The 16,980-nt window shown below is 65.9% G+C and carries 14 protein-coding genes; 13 read left to right on the top strand and 1 reads right to left on the bottom strand.

From position 1 onward, the window contains the following. Positions 1–119 precede the first annotated feature (119 nt). Positions 120–788: a GntR family transcriptional regulator gene (locus NJ75_RS17510; RefSeq protein ID WP_039336804.1), complete on the bottom strand. Its 669-nt coding sequence runs from the start codon at positions 786–788 to the stop codon at positions 120–122. A 131-nt stretch (positions 789–919) separates the two neighbouring features. Here NJ75_RS17510 and NJ75_RS17505 point away from each other — a divergent pair, with 131 nt between their 5' ends. The 13 genes from NJ75_RS17505 to NJ75_RS24770 are packed head-to-tail and all read left to right on the top strand — an operon-like array spanning position 920 to position 16,964. Further along, a complete protein-coding gene (locus NJ75_RS17505; protein ID WP_236727184.1) occupies positions 920–2,668 on the top strand; it encodes a CocE/NonD family hydrolase in 1,749 nt (582 codons plus the stop codon). Positions 2,669–2,722: 54 nt separating this feature from the next. Further along, a complete protein-coding gene (locus NJ75_RS17500; protein ID WP_052242616.1) occupies positions 2,723–5,425 on the top strand; it encodes a TonB-dependent receptor domain-containing protein in 2,703 nt (900 codons plus the stop codon). A 17-nt stretch (positions 5,426–5,442) separates the two neighbouring features. Continuing rightward, on the top strand, positions 5,443–6,546 hold the full coding sequence (locus tag NJ75_RS17495) for a CapA family protein (protein WP_236727183.1): 1,104 nt from the start codon (positions 5,443–5,445) through the stop codon (positions 6,544–6,546). Beyond that, positions 6,543–6,992 (top strand): TRAP transporter small permease, encoded by a 450-nt coding sequence (locus NJ75_RS23450; protein ID WP_052242615.1) that lies wholly within the window; start codon positions 6,543–6,545, stop codon positions 6,990–6,992. The genes NJ75_RS17495 and NJ75_RS23450 overlap by 4 nt, the downstream gene beginning before the upstream one ends. Beyond that, positions 6,992–8,299 (top strand): TRAP transporter large permease, encoded by a 1,308-nt coding sequence (locus NJ75_RS17485; RefSeq protein WP_039336799.1) that lies wholly within the window; start codon positions 6,992–6,994, stop codon positions 8,297–8,299. Before NJ75_RS23450 ends, NJ75_RS17485 begins: the two co-directional genes overlap by 1 nt. A 41-nt stretch (positions 8,300–8,340) precedes the next feature. After that, the gene (locus NJ75_RS17480) at positions 8,341–9,180 is read left to right on the top strand and encodes a hypothetical protein (RefSeq protein ID WP_236727182.1); all 840 of its coding nucleotides are present in this window, start codon (positions 8,341–8,343) and stop codon (positions 9,178–9,180) included. Continuing rightward, positions 9,177–11,264: a CaiB/BaiF CoA-transferase family protein gene (locus NJ75_RS17475; RefSeq protein WP_039336794.1), complete on the top strand. Its 2,088-nt coding sequence runs from the start codon at positions 9,177–9,179 to the stop codon at positions 11,262–11,264. Before NJ75_RS17480 ends, NJ75_RS17475 begins: the two co-directional genes overlap by 4 nt. After that, positions 11,261–12,562: a 2-hydroxyacyl-CoA dehydratase subunit D gene (locus NJ75_RS17470; RefSeq protein ID WP_052242614.1), complete on the top strand. Its 1,302-nt coding sequence runs from the start codon at positions 11,261–11,263 to the stop codon at positions 12,560–12,562. The genes NJ75_RS17475 and NJ75_RS17470 overlap by 4 nt, the downstream gene beginning before the upstream one ends. Next, entirely contained in the window at positions 12,559–13,590 is a 1,032-nt protein-coding gene (gene dctP / locus NJ75_RS17465) for a TRAP transporter substrate-binding protein DctP (RefSeq protein WP_039336793.1), read from the top strand. Before NJ75_RS17470 ends, dctP begins: the two co-directional genes overlap by 4 nt. After that, on the top strand, positions 13,587–14,510 hold the full coding sequence (locus NJ75_RS17460) for an alpha/beta hydrolase (protein ID WP_052242613.1): 924 nt from the start codon (positions 13,587–13,589) through the stop codon (positions 14,508–14,510). The genes dctP and NJ75_RS17460 overlap by 4 nt, the downstream gene beginning before the upstream one ends. After that, entirely contained in the window at positions 14,507–15,682 is a 1,176-nt protein-coding gene (locus tag NJ75_RS17455) for a CaiB/BaiF CoA transferase family protein (protein ID WP_039336792.1), read from the top strand. The genes NJ75_RS17460 and NJ75_RS17455 overlap by 4 nt, the downstream gene beginning before the upstream one ends. After that, positions 15,679–16,494, top strand: a complete 816-nt coding sequence (locus NJ75_RS17450) for an alpha/beta hydrolase (protein ID WP_052242612.1) — start codon at positions 15,679–15,681, stop codon at positions 16,492–16,494. The genes NJ75_RS17455 and NJ75_RS17450 overlap by 4 nt, the downstream gene beginning before the upstream one ends. Then, entirely contained in the window at positions 16,434–16,964 is a 531-nt protein-coding gene (locus NJ75_RS24770; protein WP_052242611.1) for a hypothetical protein, read from the top strand. Before NJ75_RS17450 ends, NJ75_RS24770 begins: the two co-directional genes overlap by 61 nt. Positions 16,965–16,980: the final 16 nt, after the last annotated feature.

Raw genomic sequence — 16,980 nt, 5'->3', positions numbered from 1 at the left:
CGACCCCCTCGCCGACAAACTCTCCCGCGCCGCCAAAAGCGCCGATCCCATGACCGCGCTGTTCGGTGAAGGCGGGCCGATGGCGGGAGTCTGGACGTTCAAGCCGTGACGGGACCCGGTCAGCGGTAGAATTCGTCCTCGATGCGGGCGAGGGTTTCGAACCCGTCGCCGATGTGCTGGCGCATGGCGCGTTCGACACCATCGGCGTCCCCGGCGAGAATCAGTGCAAGCATGGCCTGATGATCGGCGTTGGCGGTCTTCAGGCGCTCCTCGTCATAGAAGCTTTCGAAAAGAAGGCGATGGATCGGCACGTTCAGCCGCTGGAGGTGATCGGCGATGACCTTGTTGCCCGATCCTTCGACGATCAGGCGATGCCATTCATTGTTGAGCCTGCCGAACCGGTCCGGCGCGCGTTCGCGCACACAGGCGTCAAGTTGGTCCTGCAAGGCCTTGAGCCGGCCCAGCATGACGGCATCGGCATTCACGGTGAAATCGTGCGCCGCCATGCCTTCGAGCGCCATGCGCGCCCGATAGATCTGGCGGACCTCGTCAAGCGTGGAGCTGCGGACCGACGCGCCGCGAAATTCCTCGATCTCGACAAGGCCTTCGCCTTCGAGCCGCTTGAGCGCCTCGCGCACCTTTGACCGGCTCGCCCCGGTCTGGCGGATGATATCGACCTCGACCAGTCGCTGGCCCGGCACGAAGCGGCCGGTCCGGATGCGTTGACGGACCCAATCGGCGATTTCCTGCCCCGTAGGGGCGCGATCAATGGCTGCATCCTGGACCATGCGCAACCTTATCGCTGGTTATGGACGAAATTGTCAACAATATCGTTGTCCATTTTTCAGTTGTAAGCGCTTGCGGGATAGGTGATCACAAGGTTGCAAGAGCGGCGCATCGATCCGTCCGGGAGAGCATCGTGAAGGGAATCCGCAATCTTACGGGCGCCATCGTGGCGCTGGCAAGCGTGGCCACGTTCGTCGCTGGGCCCGTTGCTGCCGCCGCGGACGGCTATCCTGATGTCGTGCGCCAGTCGATCTACGTGCCGGTGCGCGATGGCACGAGGCTGGCCGTGAACATCTACCGGCCCGCCAGTGGTGCCACGATTGCGCCTGAGCGTCTGCCGGTGATCTTCTCGTTCACGCCCTATCGAGCGCGCTTCAGGGACAAGGATGGCAAGGTCGTCGAACTTGCGCTTGATGATCGCCTCGCCATGCGCTCGCTGATCCGGGCGGGTTACGTTGTGGCCACCGCCGACATTCGCGGCAAGGGCGCTTCCTTCGGACACCGTCGGGGATTTCAGGATCGTACCGAGGCCTATGACGGTCACGATCTGGTCGAGTGGCTGGCGCGCCAGCCGTTCTCCACCGGCAAGGTGGGCATGATCGGATGTTCCTACCTCGGCGGATCGACGTTCCATACTGCCACGACAACCCCGCCGTCGCTCGAGGCCGTGTTCATCGGCGCTTCCGACCTCGACAAGTATGCCTTCGTGCGGCGCGGCGGCATCCCTGCGCAGTTCAACACCCGGCCTGACGAGCCTGCCGAAGTCGACCTCGCCAGCGTCCCGGTTGACGCCGACACGGATGGGGCGATGCTGAAGGCCGCCGTGGCCGAGCATGCCGCCAACACGCCGATGGCCCCGCTGTGGTACGGCATGCCTTATCGCGACAGCGTTTCGGCCTTCACCGGAAACGAGTTCTGGAACGAGGTCGGCACGTTCAACTACCTGGACCGCATCCGTGCCGCAGGCATCGCCACCTACTTCTGGAGCAACTGGCAGGACGAGCCGACAGCGCAGGCCCTGATCAGCGCCGCCAACATGCCGGGCTCAAGGTTCCTTGCCGGGCCCGGAAGCCATTGCGTGCCGCCGCCGGGGTTCGACTTTACCGGTGAGGTCACGCGCTATTTCGACCACGCTCTGAAAGGCGCGGCCAATGGCATGGAGTCTGCCCCGCGCGCGACCTACTGGCTCGAAGGCATGGATGGGAAGGGCGGTTATGTTCGCTCCAACCTGCTGCCGGGCGAGGGGGCCAAGCCGGTGTCCTGGTTCCTTGAAGAGGGGAAGAGCGGCACGGCGCGATCGGTGAATGATGGTCTCCTCCGCGCCTCGGCGGGCGGACGCGGCGCGGATCGCTTCACGGTCAACTACGATCTTCCGGACCCCGAGTACTTCGCGTTCTGGGCCCAGCCGATGGACGCCAATGGCCTGTCCTATACCACGCCCGCGCTGACTGCGCCGGTGAAGCTGGTGGGCTTCCCCGTGGCGCGGCTGGCGATTTCGACCGACAAGACTGACGCAAACGTCTTCGTCTACCTCGATCAGGTCGATGCGAGCGGCAAGGCCGAGGTCGTGGCGTTCGGGCGGCTCGCGCTTTCGCACCGCAAGGAGGGCAAGGCCCCCTACGACACGATGGGCTTGCCGTGGCATTCGGGAATGATGGCCGATGTCGCGCCGGTTCGGCCCGGTCAGGTCGTGCGCGTCAACATCGACATGACGCCGGTGTCGCGCGTGGTGCCAGCGGGCGCGCGGCTGCGGCTGACCGTGGCGGGGGCCGATCCGCGCCAGCGCAATCTCAAGGACATTCGCCAGAACCCGGCGCCGGTCATCACCGTGCATCGCGGCGGCGCCAATGCATCCCGGCTCGATCTGCCGGTAAACGACTGAGTTCTTTTTGAAATGCAAAGCCGCATCGACGGCTCAGGGAAGGAGTAGGGGATTATGAAGGGCAAGAGGATCGGGGCCTCGCGGGCCATGCTGAAGCTGGGGTGCTGCGCGCTGGCGATCACGCTTTCGGGTGCGGCCTTCGCGCAGGAGGCGGCGCAGGATACACCTGAAGAGGGCGCGGCCAGCAACGCCGAGATCATCGTCACCGGCAGCCGCGTGCGCGGCGAGGCGCCGGTCGGCTCCACCGTCACGACGCTGGGTCGCAAGGAGATCGAGGCTTCGAGCCAGGTCACCGTCGACCGCATGATCAAGGAGATCCCGCAGGTCTTCGACCTCGGCGTGTCCGAGAACTCGCGCGGACAATCGGGCGGCAGCGGCAACATCACCTATGGCAACTCGGTCAACCTGCGCGGCATCGGACCTTATGCCACGCTGGTGCTGGTCGATGGCCACCGCGTGACCAACAACAGCCGCTCTATCGATCCTTCGGTCATTCCTTCGCTGGGCATCGAGCGCGTGGAAGTGGTCGCCGATGGCGCTTCGGCGATCTACGGGTCCGACGCGGTGGCGGGCGTGGTCAACCTGATCCCGCGCCGCTCGCTCGATGGTGGCGAAGTGTTTGCCCGCACCGGCATCTCCAGCCGGGGCGACTTCCACGAATATACCTTGGGCGCAGCGCTGGGCAAAGTGTTCGAACGCGGGCAGATCATGGTCGCCTACGAGCATGTCGAACGCTCAAACCTTTCGGGCGACGACCGTGATTTCTTCACCAGCGACCAGCGTCGCTTTGGCGGTGGCGATTATCGCATCGTCCGCTGCGCGCCGGGCAATATCAACGCCAACGGCACGAGTTATGCGATTCCCTCCAGCGGGGTGACGCAGGCCACCGCAGGAAGCCTCACTGCCGGTTCGCTCAACAAGTGCGACGAGCTCGACAATCAGGACCTGATCCCGCGCCAGAAGTATGACTCGGTCAACAGCACTGGCCGCTACGAACTGACCGACTGGCTCGACGTGTTCTACGACGGGTTCTATTCCAAGCGCTCGTTCTATCGCATCTCGGCCTATTCGAATGCGCGCCTGACGGTGCCGCAGACCAATGCCTTCTTCGTGCGGCCCGATGGCTTTACCGGCTCGAGCTACACGCTCGACTACAACTTCCGGAACGACCTGCCGACCAACGATTCCTATGGCTACGCCCGTTCTTGGCAGATCACGCCGGGGATCAAGGCAAAGCTGCCCGGAGGCTGGGAAGCCGAGGCCCTGTTCGGTTATGGCAAGACCAACGATTTCTCGGGCTCCTACTTCGGCGTGAACAATGCAGCCCTCAACGCCGCGCTCGCCAGCAGCAATCCCGCGACGGCGTTCGATCCCTATGGTCTCGGTCGCACCAGCCAGGCCGTGCTCGATGGCATCGCCAACCAGATCTTTCTTGCGCCGACAAATGGCCGCCTGCGTACGTACGAAGCGCGGCTCAACGGCGGGCTCTTCGCGCTGCCGGGCGGCGAAGTGAAGCTGGCGACGGGGTATGAGCGGCAGGACTTCAAGGTCGCGCTCGGCTCCGCACGCGGCGCGCCGACGAATCCGATCACCTTCCGCAACTTCGGCCGCAAGGTTGATTCGTTCTATGGCGAGCTGTTCATTCCCGTGTTCGGGCCGGACAATGCCATGCCCGGGTTCCAGCGGCTCGAGATCAATGCCGCGGTCCGTCATGACAAGTACAGCGATGTCGGCAGCACGACCAATCCCAAGTTCGGCGTGAACTGGGTGCCGGTCGACGGGATCAAGCTGCGCGGCAGCTATGGCACATCGTTCCGCGCGCCGACGATCCCCGAGATCTACGGCAATTCCAACAACCTGTTCGGCCAGTCCTACCAGAACCCGGCGGGCGGCGCGCCGTTGCAGGGCTATGCCCTGTCGGGCCCGAACCTCGATCTGAAGCCCGAGACGGCGACGTCATGGTCGGTCGGTGCGGACTTCGAACCGACCCGCAACCTGCGCTTCTCGGTCACGTACTGGGACGTGAACTACAAGAACCAGGTGCTGGCGAACCTCTCCAACCTCGCCATCCTTGGCACCGAGGCGCAGTATGCAGGAACGGGCATCATCCTGCGCGGCACCGATGCCGCGACGCGCGTGCAGCAGCTGCTGGCGCAGGGCGTGACGCTGGCGGGCGGGTCTTTCCCCGGTGGCAACCCGGCCAACGTGACCCTGTTCGTTGACGGGCGCAGCCAGAACCTTGGCGTCTCGATCACCCGTGGCATCGATTTCACCGCCACGTGGCGCGCCGAACTGGGCAGCGAGGATGCGCTGACCTTCAACGCTTCGGGCACTTACCTCACCAAGTACCGCGTGGCGCTGACGCCCAAGGCGCCGCTGATCGATCGGCTGGACTTCATCTTCAACCCGCTGAAGTTCAAGGCGCGGGGCAGCGTGACCTGGGATCACGGTCCGTTCAGCGCGCGTGTGCAGGCGATCCATGTCGGTGGCTACTTCAACAACCTGACGGTCGGCGGCCAGAACGTGAAGAGCTACACCCCGGTTGACCTCAACCTCACGTTCCGCATCGGCGACCAGCAGGCAAGTGGGTTCTTCGAGAAGGGGATGACGCTCGGCCTCGAAGTGCGCAACGTGTTCGACACCGATCCGCCTTACGTGAACCTTGCGCCAAGCGGCAACGGCAGCGGCGGCTATGACGCCACCGCCAGCGATCCCATCGGGCGGCTGTTTGCGGTAAGCCTGCGCAAGTCGTTCTGAGAACTGAAGGGTCGCAAGTGCGCAAGGCGGTTACCATGGTGCTGGCGGGGGACCTCGTGCTCGACGAGCCCGATGCCCCCTACTGGCTGGCGGGAATTGCCCCGGCGCTGAAGGAGGCCGACCTTGCGGTGGGTCACCTCGAGGTGCCGCACACCGGGCGGGGACAGGAGCTGCAAGGCGACGTTCCCGCGCCGGGCGCGCCGCCCGAGAGCATTGCCGCCATCGCTGCGGCGGGGTTTCACATGCTGAGCCTTGCCGGAAACCACATTGCCGATTGCGGGGCAGAAGGAATCGCTGACACGCTGTCCCTCATGGCCGAGGCAGGTCTCGTCGGATCGGGCGCAGGACTGTCGCTGGTCGAGGCGCGCAAGCCGGCGATGGTCGAGCGCTGCGGCATGCGCATTGCCCTGCTCAGCTACAACTGCGTCGGGCCTGAAAACAGCTGGGCTGGCGATGCCCAGGCAGGTTGCGCCTATCTGCGGATCGAAACTGCTGATGGTGGACCGATCGCCCCTGCCGCCGATCTTGTCGTTGTGACGGATCAGGCGCTCGAAGTGCTCCGCAAGGATATCGCGGCGGTGCGCGAAAAGGCAGACTTCGTCATGGTCGCGCTACATAAGGGCGTGGTGCACACGCCCGCCCGCCTCGCCCCCTACGAGCGCGCGATCAGCCATGCAGCCATCGAGGCCGGGGCGGACGTGGTCATCGGGCATCACGCGCATATCGTTCGCGGGATCGAATTCCATCAGCGCAAGCCGATCTTCCATGGCCTCGGCAATGGTTGCGTCGTGACGAGTGCGCTTAGCCCGGCGCAGGACCACCCGGCGCGGCGCGAGTGGGCCGAGAGGCGCAAGGCACTGTTCGGTTTCGAACCGGACCCGGCCTTTACCCTCGCGCCGTTTCATCCGGAAGCCGTCAATGCCATGCTCGGGCGACTGACAGTCCATGAAGATGGCCGGATCGAAGCCGGGATCATCCCGGTGGACGTTCTGGCACCCGGAAGGCCGGTTCTGGCCGAAGGCGAGAGGAAATCCGAGATCGCCCGCTATATCGAAGACATCACGCGGAAGGCCGGACTGCCGCCGATCACCATCGCCGCTGACGGCACGGTGCGCGCATGATCGGGGTGCGCAACGCCATCACCCTGCTCGGCGGGGTCGCGCTGCTCGGCGCAACAGCAACGGATACTGTTGCGGTGATCGGCCGCCATGTCGGCCTGCCGCTGCGGGGCTCCATCGAACTGGTGCAGCTCTTTGTCCTCGTTGCCGGATCGCTGGCCTTGCTGGTGGCAACTGCGGAGCGGGCGCACGCCAAGGTGCATCTGGTGGTGGACCGCATGGGCGATGCCGGGAAGGCCGCCATGGCGCGGCTTTCGGGCCTGCTGGGCGCGGTGTTCTTTGCCGGGCTTCTCGCCGGGTCGCTGTGGCTCATGGCCGATCTGTGGAGCGGGCACGAGGAGAGCGAACTGCTCGGCATCTCGTGGCGCTGGATGCGGCTATTCGCCAACCTGGCACTGCTGGCGACGACCGCAGTGCTGCTCGCGCAAGCCGTCAGGGGGCGCAAGTGATGTTTGCGACGCCCGCGACCGGCGTGATCGGTGTCGTGATCCTCTTTGCGCTGCTGTTGTCGGGCCTGCCGATCGGCGTGGCGCTGGGCCTCGTCGGGCTTGGCGGGCTGTGCCTTGTGCTCGGCCTCGAACCCGCACTGATCAAGGGCGGGGTAGTGCTGGTCGATACGCTGACCCGTTATGAACTGGGCACGCTGCCGCTGTTCATGTTCATGGCGCACCTGTTCTTCTCTTCCAACGCCAGCCGCGATCTGTTCGATGCGGCGGCGAAGCTGGTCGGCCATCGGCGCGGCGGGCTGGCCTATGCCTCGGTCGGCGGGTGCGCAGGCTTCGGTGCGATCAACGGATCGAGCCTGGCCACGGCAGCGACCATCGGCCTTGTTGCCCTGCCAGAAATGCGCAAGCGCGGCTATTCGGACGCACTGGCGACCGGGACTGTCGCGGCGGGCGGCACGCTGGGCCAGATGATCCCGCCTTCGGGCGCGCTGATCGTGTTCGGGATCATTGCCGAACAGTCCATCGGCAAACTGTTTACCGCAGCAATCGTGCCGGGGCTGACGCAGGCGCTGCTCTATTGCGCGGTCATCTGGATCGCCGTGCGCCTGCGCCCGCATATTGCCCCGGCCAGCGACCGCGCATCGTGGGCAGAGCGGTGGCAGGCCATCGGCAGGATCGCCGATATGATCTTGCTGATCGCGCTGGTCATCGGCGGCATTGCGCTCGGCTGGTTCAGCCCGTCCGAGGCCGCGTCGATCGGTGCAGCGGGCGCGCTCGCCATCGCGGCGTGGCGCAAGCGCCTCAATCGCGCCATGCTGATGCAGGCCTTCGAGGAAACGCTGCGCACGAGCGGGCTGATCCTCATGGTCATCATTGGCGCCCTGGTCTTCTCGGTCTTCGTTTCGGTTACAGGGCTGACCGACGCCATCGGCGCCTGGGTCACCGGCCTTGGCCTCGGCACGATACCCACGCTGATCCTTGTTGCGGTGATCCTGCTGCTGCTGGGTTCGGTGCTCGATGGCCTTGCGCTGATGCTTCTGACCACGCCGATCCTGCTGCCGGTGGTCGAAGGCGTGGGCATGTCTGCCATCTGGTTCGGCATCTTCCTGTGCCGCGCGATGGAAATCGGCTTCGTTCATCCGCCCTTGGGCATGAACCTGTTCGTGATCCAGGGCGTGGCCAAGGACGTTTCGATCAACCGCATCTTCAAGGGCGTGCTGCCGTTCCTGGCGAGCGACCTTTTGCACCTGCTCATCCTGATCCTGTTCCCCGCGTTGGCGCTGGGGCTGCCCGAATTGCTTGGAAACTGACGATGTTTGCTTATGCCGGACCAAACTTGCCGCATGACCTGTTGGAGGCGACCAGGCGCAATGCCGGACCGCTGACGTGGAACGTGGATCGCGCCATGCCCGCGGCGGACCGCTGGCTGGAAAGCAAGTTCGCGCCGTGGACCCGGTCGGTGCTGCAGGACTGGGCCGACGGCGCGCTCGACCATCTCGAGGCGGTCGTGTTCTCGCGCGCCGACGATAGTGCGCAGCGCCTATATTACTACCTGTGCGAGTTGCGCCGATCCGGCGCGATCAAGGGCCCGGAACCGCTGGTGCTGGATATTGCCAAAAGCCAGAGGCCTAGCAGTATCGCCCGCGACGAGGTGGCGCTGCGCAAGCTGGCGGAGCGGCTGGGCGTGGGCGAGGCGGCGCTGTCTGCGGCAATCGTTGCCGGCAACGCAGCCCGCGCAAAGCCGGGCATTCCGTCCGCCGAGGGCAAGGTATGCCTGATTGCCGGGAGTCCGCTGCCCGATGAGCGCATGCATCGCATGATCGAGCGCGAGGGCTGGACCGCAACCGGTCGCACGCTGGCCGACGAGTGGCAGGACGCAGGGCTGCTGGTGGAAGAGATCGGAAATCCCTTTGCCGCGGTTGCCCGCCAGCTTCATGCCCTTCGCCTCGACACGCGCGGCTTTTTCGATCGCTCCGGTGCGCTCACCGAAAGGGCTCTGGCGGTTGGCGCAAAAGCGGCTGTGCTGTGGCTGATCGAGGAGGACGACACGACCGTGTGGCACCTGCCTGCGATGCGCGCAGCGCTGGCGGCGCAGGGCCTGCCAGTCATGGTCGCCACCCGGCGCGACTGGTCGTGCCGTGACGGGATCGATGCCGAAATCACTGCCTTTCTCGCAGGAGTGGCCGCATGAAGCTGCTCAGCGGACACCGCGTTGCCGTACTCGGCGGCATGGCGGATCGCGCGCTCGCACGCTTCCTGGCATCGCTTGGTGCGGAACTGGGCGGGCCGGTCGAAGGCGCGTCGTTCGTGATCGATGACCTTGGACTGGAAGGGCTTGAGGGCGTCAACATTCCGGAGACGGTGGTGCATGTTTCGGTCACGCCGTTCGGTTCGGGCGGGCCACGCTCGGCCTGGAAGGGCGGCGAACTGGTCGCCTCGGCGATGGGCGGGGCCTTGCGGGTCACAGGCGAACCCGGCCTGCCCCCGGTCAAGGAGGCGGGCGACGCCTGCACCTTCCACGCCGACATGGTGGCCGCCTCGGGCGCGTTGGCGGCGCACTATGCACGTGGAAGCCACGGGAAGGGCCAGCACGTCGATGTTTCGATCCAGCAAGTCGCCTTCAGCCGCAATTTCAACGGCGTACTGGTCTGGCAGTTTGACGAGCGCAAGCTGGTCCGCGTTGGCGGCGCACTCGCCTATGGCAAGGCGACGGTGCGGGCGATCTGGCGGCTCGCCGATGGCTGGTGCTTCCATTCGCTGATGACCGGGCGCCTCGGCGCGCCCGCCAACCAGGCGCTGTCAGACTGGATCGACGAAGCGGGCATGCCCAATCCCATGGCTGGGACGGACTGGCTTTCCTACAACCGCTCCACTCTCCCTGCTGAAACCCGCAGCCTGTGGGAAGCGGCCATCGCCGCATTTTTCCTCTCGCGCACCAAGCACGAGATCGCGACCGAAGGCTTGCGGCGCGGGATCAACGCCTGCGTTGCCAACGAACCGGCAGACGTGCTGGCGGACCCGCATCTTGCCGCGCGGGGCTTCTTCGACACGGCGGATGGCCTGCCCGAACGCTTCGCTGCGTTCCGTGAAGGCAGCGCGCAAGTTGCCGCGCCCGCCATCCACACCGGCACCCGTCCGGGGCCGCTTTCGGGCGTGAAGGTGCTCGATTTCGCGTGGGCGCTGGTCGGTTCGATCACCACCAAGACACTGGGCGACCTTGGCGCGGAAATCGTCAAGATCGAGACGCGGACCAGGCCCGATCTGGCCCGTCTGGACGTGCAAGTCTCGGCCTCGAAGCACGGCAACTGGGACGACAAGCCGTGGTTTTCGCACCTCAACACCTCCAAGCGCAGCCTTTCGCTCAACATGAAGAAGGCCGAGGCCCGCGAGCTGATCGATCCCCTGATCGACTGGGCCGACGTGGTGGTCGAGAACTTCTCGCCCGGCACGATGGCCAAGCTGGGTCTGGATTACGAAAGCCTTGCGGCGCGCAACCCCGGGATCGTGATGGTCTCGGGCAGCGTGTTCGGCCAGACCGGGCCGATGGCGCAGGAATGGGGCGTCGATGGCACCGGCGGGGCGCTCTCGGGCCGCACTTACCTGACCGGCTGGCCAGATCGCGATCCGGTAATCCCCGGCGCGGTCCCGTTCGGCGACGTGATCGTGCCTTATGTCATGGCGGCAGGGGTCGCCGGCGCGCTGCAGTATCGGCGCGAGGCGGGGCGCGGCTGCCATATCGATGCTTCGATGTACGAGATCTGCGTCCAGCAGATGCGCGATTATCTTGAGCAGGCCAAGCGGGGCGAGCGGCCGCAGCGCATGGGCAATGCCGATGCGCGGGTGTTCTGGCAGGACGTGCTCCCCGCGGCGGGCGAGGACCGCTGGGTGGCGGTCTCCTGCCCGACCGCGGCTGACCATGCGAAGCTTCTGGCGATCACTGGCGCCGATCCCGCCGCATGGACGGCATTGCGCGAGGACCACGCCATCGCCGCCGAGCTTCAGGCCCACGGCATCGCCTGCGGCGTGGTGCAGGATTGCGAGGACATGATCGAGCGCGACGCCCAGTTGATCGGGCGCGGCGCGCTGGTCACGCTCGACCATCCCCTGCTCGGTCCCTTCGGCCACATCGCCACGCCGCTGCGCTTCTCGCGCGATCGGTTCCAACCCTTCCGCGCGCCCGGCATGGGCGAGCATGTCCATGAAATCGCGCGCGATCTGTGCGGCCTGTCAGAGGCCCGGATTGCCGAACTCGAACAGGCAGGAGTCTTCCAGTGAGCGCCGAACCCATCACGAAACCCTCGGGCCAGCGCAGCCGCAAGGACCTTGCCTGCACCGCCGCTGCGAGCGCCTACCAGAAGCAGTTCGGAGCAGACCTCAGGCGCCGCGTCGTCGACGAGGGCGAGCCTTTTGCCATCGTCCAGGCCGATACGCCGCACGAAATATTCCACGTGATGGACATACCGATCATCACCAACCAGTGGTGGTCGGCCTACATCTCGGCCAAGCAGCTCTCGAACCATTATTTCGAGGTGATGGCGCAGGCCGGTTACCCGAAGAACAGCTGCAAGTACTGCTCGCTCGGCCTTGCCTGCACGCTGGCTAACGACCCCAGGACCGCGCCATGGGGCGGCTTGCCAAAGCCCACGGTGCTTGTCGCGCGGATGACCTGCGATTGCATCCAGCACGTGTTCGGGCAGTGGGCCGATGCGCTGGGCAGCGAATTCTTCCCGATGGAAGCCCCCGCGTGGGAGCACAAGGATCCGCGCTGGTTCGCCCATTCGAAGGACCAGTGGGAACAGGTCTATGACGCGGATCGCATCGCGCTCGCCGTTTCGGAAATGCGCGACCTGATCGCGCTGCTGGAGAACCGCACCGGTCGCAAGTTCGATGAGGAAAAGCTCCACTACCTGATGGAGCGCATCAACGAGCAGGAAGGCTATATCTGGGAAGCGGCGCAGGCCATCGGCAAGGCACGGCCGTGCCCGGTCTCGATCGCAGAGCAGATGCCCAACACGATGATTCCGCAGTGGCATCGCGGCTCCGACTGGGCGGTGGGGCATGCCAGGCGCTTTCGCGACGAGGTGATGAACCGCATCGCCGCGGGCGAGGGCACCGCTGCGAATGAGAAGATTCGCCTGATGTGGATCGGCGCGGGCGTGTGGCACGATCCCGGCTTCTATCAGGCGCTGGAAGAGCGCATGGGCGCGGTCTTCGTCTGGTCGATGTACATGCCCTTTGCAGGTCCGCAGTACATCCGCGAAGTGCAGGGCCGTCCGATGGAGGCGCTGGCCAGCCGCATCTGCTCGATGAACGAGGTGCTGCACCTGCCGCCATGGATGAACGGCTGGATGACTAGCGAAGCAGAGCGCTGCGGCATCGATGCTTGCGTTGTCCTGCTGCCACCGGAGAACCGCCTGTCGCAATCCGGCACCAAGATCACCGCCGAGGCGCTGGAAAAGGCAGGCGTGCCGGTGCTGATGATCGACGCCGACATGGTCGATGCCGCCAATTGGGATCATGACAGGATGGTCGGCATGGTGGCGGAGTTCCTGCAGAAGCGAGGGCTCGCGTGAGGCTCTTCGCCGCCCTGCTGATCCTGCTCCTGGCGGCCTGCGCGCGCCCGGTCGATCCGGGCGTGACCGAACTGACTTATGCCTCGCCCTACAGCCCCAACCATCCGTTTTCCAAGGCCGACCAGGAATGGATGGCCTTTGTCGAAAAGCGCTCGGACGGGCGCATCCGGATCAGGCCGGTATGGTCGGGCGCGCTGCTTTCATCGGACATGTCGATGGAGGAACTGCGCCACGGCGTGGCCGATATCGGCCTGATCACGCCGATCTACGTGCGCGGCGGCACGCACCTCATCCGCATCCAGTCGGGCTTCTATCAGGGCGCGGACAGCGTGGAATCGCAGGTTGCGCTCTATGGGTGCATCGCCAGCGCCAATCCGCAGGTCGGGCATGAACTGGCAGGGCTCAAGGTGCTTGCGGTGCAGGGCGGCACGCTGCCCGGTCTCGTTACGGCCAACCGGCAGGTGCGCAGTCTGGATGACATCAAGGGCCTGCGCATCCGTGCGCCGACCGAACTCCTGAGCGTGCTGGACTCCCTCGGTGCGGACCCCGTCAACATGCCGATGGGCGAAGTCTACTCTGCCATGGCCAAGGGCGTGATCGACGGCGTGATCGCGCCGGAAGACACCTTCAAGTCGCTGCACTTTGCCGAAATCTCGAAGCACTTCTACCAGATCGCCGTGCCCCGAGGTGCCTATCCAGCGCGCGCGATGAGCGAGAAGCGCTGGAACGCCTTGTCCGAGGCTGATCGTCAGGTCCTGACCGATGGCATCGTCGTGTGGGAAGCGGCGCTGGCTCGCCAGGTTCGCGCCGCGGTCGAGAAGGGCAAGGCCGAAGCCGTGGCGGCCAAGGTCACCTTCAACCCTGCCAGCGTGGCAGACCAGCAGCGCTTCGACGCAATCTACCTGCGCGATTCAGAAGCCAATGCGCGCGGCCTTGCCGCCTATGGCATCGATGGCGAGGCTGCATTCCGTTCCGCCCGCGCAGCGGTGAAGGGACGGGACCGGATTACCTGCGGGAGTGGCACATGAAGAAGATGACATCCTTCCTGCTGGGCCTCGCGCTCGGCATCGCCCCGCTCACAGCAGAGGCGCAGAGTGCCCGGACGATCGGTATGCCTGCTGGTTCCGGCGGAATGCCTGCCATTGCGCAAGGCCGCGCCGATGCGCCGGGTTACACCATCTACCGCCCCGCAAAGTGGCCGAGCAAGCGCTTGCCACTGGTGCTGTGGGGCAATGGCGGCTGCCGCGACAACGGCCTGTCGGCCAGCCATTTCCTGCGTGAGATAGCCAGCCACGGCTATCTGGTCGTTGCCAATGGCACCCCGCGCGAGGAGCGGCCGGTGCTTGCCGCACTTCCTCCCGCAAACGGCCCGCGCCCGATAGGGGCTCCGCCGGCCCGCGCAACGCCGGACGAAACGCAGGTGAGCCAGTTGCTCGGCGCGATCGACTGGGTCAGGGGCAGCGATCTCGCGCCCCATGCCGATCTTTCACGCATTGCCGTCATGGGGCACTCCTGCGGCGGCCTGCAAGCCCTTGCAGCCGGTGCCGATCCACGCATCGGCGCGGTCGTCGCCTTCAACAGCGGAGTCTATGTGCGCGCAGGCTCGGGCCTGAGCGGCGTTGGCATTACCAAGGACGATCTCGCCAGGCTGCACACGCCCGTTGCCTACATCCTCGGCGGGCCTGACGACATTGCCTACCCCAACGGGTCTGACGATGTGTCGCGCATTGCCCATGTGCCGGTGTTCTTCGCCAACTCGGCCATCGGCCATGGCGGCACCTTCGGCCTTGCCAATGGTGGCGATTATGGCCGCATCGGCGCGGCCTGGCTCGATTGGCAATTGAAACGCAAGGCCAAGGCGGGCGCGATGTTTACCGGCCCCGACTGCGGGCTGTGCAAGGACAAGCAATGGACCGTGGTCCGCAAGCAATTTCCGGAGAAGCCATGATTTCGCCTCCAGCCACCGGCCCGCTCTCCGGCATCCGGATTGCCGACTTCAGCCACGTCATGGCTGGGCCTTACGCTTCGCACCTGCTGCGGATGATGGGGGCCGAGGTCATCAAGATCGAGCCCAAGGGCGGAGATGGCTTCCGCAACTATGGCGCTGACCGGCGCTACGACGGGATGTCGCCCGCGTTCATCGCTGCCAATGCCGGCAAGAAGTCGATCGCGCTCGATCTCAAGGACGAGGGCGATCTTGCCATTGCCCGGGGCGTGATCGCCCGGTCTGACGTGTTGCTCGAAAACTTCCGGCCCGGCGTCATGGCGCGGCTCGGTCTTGGCTACGAGGCTGCGTGCGATCTGCGTCCCGACCTGATATACTGCTCGGTTTCCGGCTATGGCCAGGAAGGCCCGCATCGCGATTGGCCGGCCATCGACAATATCGTGCAGGCCACCAGTGGCATGATGATGCTGAGTGGCGACGAGGGTGACCCGCCGGTGCGCGTGGGCTTCCCCATCGTTGATACGCTGACCGGACAGACCGCCGCCATGGCGATCCTCGGCGCGCTCATGCAGCGCGAGCGTGGCGGTGGGGGCAGCAAGCTCGATGTATCGATGTTTGATGCCAGCCTCGCCTTCATGACCTCGGCGCTGACTCCGTTCCTCGTGACCGGCAAGCCGATGAGCCGCATGGGCAACACCGGCTATAGCGGATTGCCGACGGCGTCGCTGTTCACCACGCGCGATGGGCGGCAGATCTCGCTCGGCGTAGTCCAGCCGCCGCAGTTCGCTGCACTCGCGCGCGAACTCGGACACGAGGACTGGTTGGGCGATGAACGCTTTGCCACGCCCGATGCCCGCCGCGCCAATTTCGATGCCATGCACGCCGCTCTCTCGGCCGTGTTCGCCACGGGCGATGCGGCGGATTGGGAGCAGCGCCTGAGCAATGCAGGCATTCCCTGCGGCATGGTGCGTCGCGTGGACGAGGCCGGGGCGCTTGCAGGCAAGGGCGCACTGGTGGATCTTCAGATTCCCGGTCTCCCCCAGGAATGCGTTCAAATTCCCGGCCCCGGCTACCGTGTGGCGGGGCAGGCGGGTCCGACGCTTGCCGCACCGCCCCGTCTAGATGCAGACCGTGCCGATATTCTCGCGTGGCTGGCGCAGGAGCCAGTGGCGTGAAGCTGCGTCTGCTGCTCGCCCCTCTGGCGATGCTTGCCGCTCCGCTCGTCGCGCAGGATGCAGCGCCCGTTTCGCGCATGATCGAGGGCACACTTGCCAGCGGGGCGAAATGGCAGGCACTGGTTCCGGCAAACTTCAACGGCAGCCTGCTGTTGTGGAGCCACGGCTACTCCCCCCGCATCGACCCGGCCGAACCCGCGCCTGCGCAGTACCGTGATCTGCTGCTCGCCAAGGGTTATGCGCTGGTGGCGTCGGACTATGGCGCGGGAGGGTGGTCGCTCGAACAGGCTGTGCCCGCGCAGCGCGCCACGGTCGAGGCCTTTGTCGCGCGCGAAGGGCGCCCGGCACGCGTGCTGGCCTGGGGGTCGTCGATGGGCGGCCTCATTTCCACCGCGCTGGCCGAGCAGGACAGGCCAGTGATCGACGGCGCTCTCGCGATGTGCCCTTCGATCGGCGGCGCGGTCGGCATGATGAACATGGGGCTGGACGGGGCTTTTGCCACCGCCGCCCTGATCGCGCCCAATTCCGGGCTGTCGCTGGTCAACGTCGCTGACGACATGGCCAATGGCCGCAAGGCATGGCGGCAATCGATGCTGCCCGTCAAACCCGCGAAGGCAGGGCGCGGATCGCACTGGCGGGTGTGCTCGGCGGCATTCCCGGCTGGACCCGGCCCGAGCGTCCCGAACCCGCTGCCGACGATACCGAAGCGCAGGTTGACGAGATCGCCGCAACGCTGGTCATGGGCACCTTCATGCCGCGCAATGATCAGGAGAGCCGCGCGGGCGGCGTCTTCTCGTGGAACACCGGCGTGAACTACGCCCGGCAACTGGATCGTTCGGGACGTCGGCCCTTCGTGGAGGCGATGTATCGCAAGGCCGGGCTGAGCCTGAGCCGCGATCTCGCCACGCTTGCCCGTGCCCCAAGGATCAGCGCCAAGCCATCAGCCGTGCGCTACATGCTTGATAACTATACGCCATCAGCTCGCCCGCGCGTGCCGCTGGTGTCGCTGCAGGCGGTGGGCGATGGGCTGACCTCACCTTCGCTGCAGCGCGCCTATGCCGACGCTGCGCCGCCTGCGATGATGCAGCCACTCTGGCACAAGGGAGCGGGGCACTGCCGCTTGCCCCCCGAACAGGTCCTTGCGGCGATTGCGCATCTTGAACAGCGCATCGCTTCGGGGAAGTGGCCAGCGCGTCCGACCCAGTTCGTCGATCACACGCCGCCACCGATGTTGCGTCCGTGCCTGCGGCAGGAGGGCCCGTCCGGCCCGCGCTGCCGCTAGGCACCAGGCGCGCCCG

This window comes from Novosphingobium subterraneum, assembly GCF_000807925.1.
Lineage (GTDB): Bacteria > Pseudomonadota > Alphaproteobacteria > Sphingomonadales > Sphingomonadaceae > Novosphingobium > Novosphingobium subterraneum.
Note: the sequence above shows the minus strand (reverse complement) of the source record. Positions and strands in the feature narration are given on the sequence as shown.

Excerpts from the sequence above, each read along its gene's own strand:
- NJ75_RS17500 (WP_052242616.1), top strand. The coding sequence starts at position 2,723 with ATGAAGGGCAAGAGGATCGGGGCCTCGCGGGCCATGCTGAAGCTGGGG.
- NJ75_RS17460 (WP_052242613.1), top strand. The coding sequence starts at position 13,587 with ATGAAGAAGATGACATCCTTCCTGCTGGGCCTCGCGCTCGGCATCGCC.
- NJ75_RS17510 (WP_039336804.1), bottom strand. The coding sequence starts at position 788 with ATGGTCCAGGATGCAGCCATTGATCGCGCCCCTACGGGGCAGGAAATC.
- NJ75_RS17485 (WP_039336799.1), top strand. The coding sequence starts at position 6,992 with ATGTTTGCGACGCCCGCGACCGGCGTGATCGGTGTCGTGATCCTCTTT.
- NJ75_RS24770 (WP_052242611.1), top strand. The coding sequence starts at position 16,434 with ATGCCGCGCAATGATCAGGAGAGCCGCGCGGGCGGCGTCTTCTCGTGG.
- NJ75_RS17455 (WP_039336792.1), top strand. The coding sequence starts at position 14,507 with ATGATTTCGCCTCCAGCCACCGGCCCGCTCTCCGGCATCCGGATTGCC.
- NJ75_RS17475 (WP_039336794.1), top strand. The coding sequence starts at position 9,177 with ATGAAGCTGCTCAGCGGACACCGCGTTGCCGTACTCGGCGGCATGGCG.
- NJ75_RS23450 (WP_052242615.1), top strand. The coding sequence starts at position 6,543 with ATGATCGGGGTGCGCAACGCCATCACCCTGCTCGGCGGGGTCGCGCTG.